The sequence below is a fragment of the Streptomyces muensis genome (assembly GCF_021474425.1).
GTDB classification, from domain to species: domain Bacteria; phylum Actinomycetota; class Actinomycetes; order Streptomycetales; family Streptomycetaceae; genus Streptomyces; species Streptomyces muensis.
The window spans coordinates 1-1,836 of sequence record NZ_JAKEIP010000539.1 but is presented as its reverse complement, the minus strand read 5'-3'; the positions used below and the strand labels follow the sequence as shown (position 1 = coordinate 1,836).

Annotated in this window: 1 protein-coding gene and 1 pseudogene; both read left to right on the top strand. The window is 73.3% G+C overall.

The features are described 5' to 3' along the window. Positions 1-1,289, top strand: a 1,289-nt coding sequence (locus L0P92_RS44150) for a peptidoglycan-binding protein (protein ID WP_234768768.1), incomplete at its 5' end; no start/stop codon positions are given. Between the two features lie 87 nt (positions 1,290-1,376). Continuing rightward, a pseudogene (locus L0P92_RS44145) lies at positions 1,377-1,836 on the top strand (SPFH domain-containing protein); the annotation flags it as partial.

The following is a 1,836-nucleotide window of genomic DNA, read 5'->3' as shown; positions in this document are numbered from 1 at the left end:
CGGCCGTAGCCGCCCCCCACGCCCCCGACCGCCCGGCCGTTCCCGCAGGTGACGAGCCCAGTACTCCCCAGGGCGGCCAGGCCCCGCTGCACGGCCCGGGCGGGCACCAGGTCCAGTCGTCCGGTCCGGTCAAGACGCCCGCGACCACCCGCGCCGAGATCATCAAACGGGCCAAGAAATGGGTCGCGGCGAAGGTGCCGTACAGCATGTACAAGTACTGGTCGGACGGCTACCGACAGGACTGCTCGGGCTTCGTCTCGATGGCTTGGAAGCTGCCCGGAAACGAATGGACCGGCAGCCTGGGCCAGTACGGGGTACGCATCGCCAAGAAGGACCTGCAGCCCGGCGACATTCTGCTGTTCCACAATCCGGCGGACCCGCAGAAAGGCTCGCACGTCGTCATTTTCGGCGGCTGGACGGACCACACGCATACCTACTACGTCGCCTATGAGTCCGCACCCCCGCACGCCCGCCGCCAGACCACCCCGTACGCCTATTGGAGCCACTCCGACCGCTATCTCGCCTACCGCTACAAGGGGCTGAAGAGCGGAGCCACGGGCGGCAAGAAGCCGGCCACGGAGAAGCCGGCGACCGAGAAGCCCGCGACCGAGAAGCCGGGCACCGGGAAGTCCGACGTCGAGCAGGCGGGCACCGGGAAGCCGGGGGCGGCCAAACCCGGGACCGCCGCGCCGGACGCGTACCCGGGGCCGGCGCATTTCGGTCCCGGCGCCAACAACAAGTACGTCACGCAGCTCGGCAAGCTGCTCGTCGAGCGCGGCGCCGGCCGGTACTACACCACCGGCCCCGGCCCACGCTGGACGGACGCGGACCGCAGGGCCACCCAGGCCTTCCAGCAGGCGCAGGGCTGGCGGGGCCGGGACGCGGACGGGCTGCCGGGGCCGCGGACATGGGCGCTGCTGGTGACCGGCAAGGGCAAGGACATCCCGAGCACGGGTTCGGCCGGCGCACCCGCCCCGACAGTCCCGGCCACCCCTGCCACCCCTGCCGACCCAACCGCCCAGCCCACACAGCCCTCGTCGCACGGCGTGCCCGGATACCCGGGGCGGGCCATGTTCCGGCCGGGTGCCGACAATCAGTACGTCTTGCAGCTCGCCACTCAGCTCGTGAAGAAGGGGTTCGGCAAGCACTACAAGACCGGGCAGCCGGAAACGCGCTGGGACGAGGCGGACCGGCGGGCCGTCGAGGCCTTCCAGCGTGCCCAGGGCTGGCGGGGCGGCGCGGCGGACGGCTATCCGGGGCCGGAGACCTGGCGGCGGCTGTTCGCGTAACCCGACATCCCGGCGACCGAGAACCCGGCGACCGGGATCCCGGCAACCACTGTTGTGACGCATCTGGCGCGGAGGCTGGAGGCACGCATGACCACGACCACTTCTCACACGCCCGATCCCGAGGGGCCCGTCCGGCCCGCGCGGCTGATCCAGAACGAGGCGACCACCGAGATCCCCGTCCATCTGCTGTTCCGCGACGAGGCGGGTCCGGTGTCCGTGCCGCTCAGGCCGACGGTCGTGGCACGCCGACAGGGCACGGGCGAACAGCCGCGGCTGCGCCGCCCGGTCCAGCCGAAGCCGCGTCCCGAACCGCAGATCGACCCCGACCTGGTGGAGCGCCCGGCCCGCGTCCTGCCGGGCGCGGCGGGCGTCCTCGCCGGGGTCTGCGGGGCGGCCGGCTGTCTGGCCACCTCGTGGTGGGCCGGGGTGCTGCCACCGCTGGCGGTTCAGGCGGTGGGGCTGCCGGCGTCCGCCGGGGCCGGGCTCGGGCCGGCCCAGTGGGCGGCGTACACCGGGGCCGGGGCCGTGGGGCTGTTCGGGCTGGGCG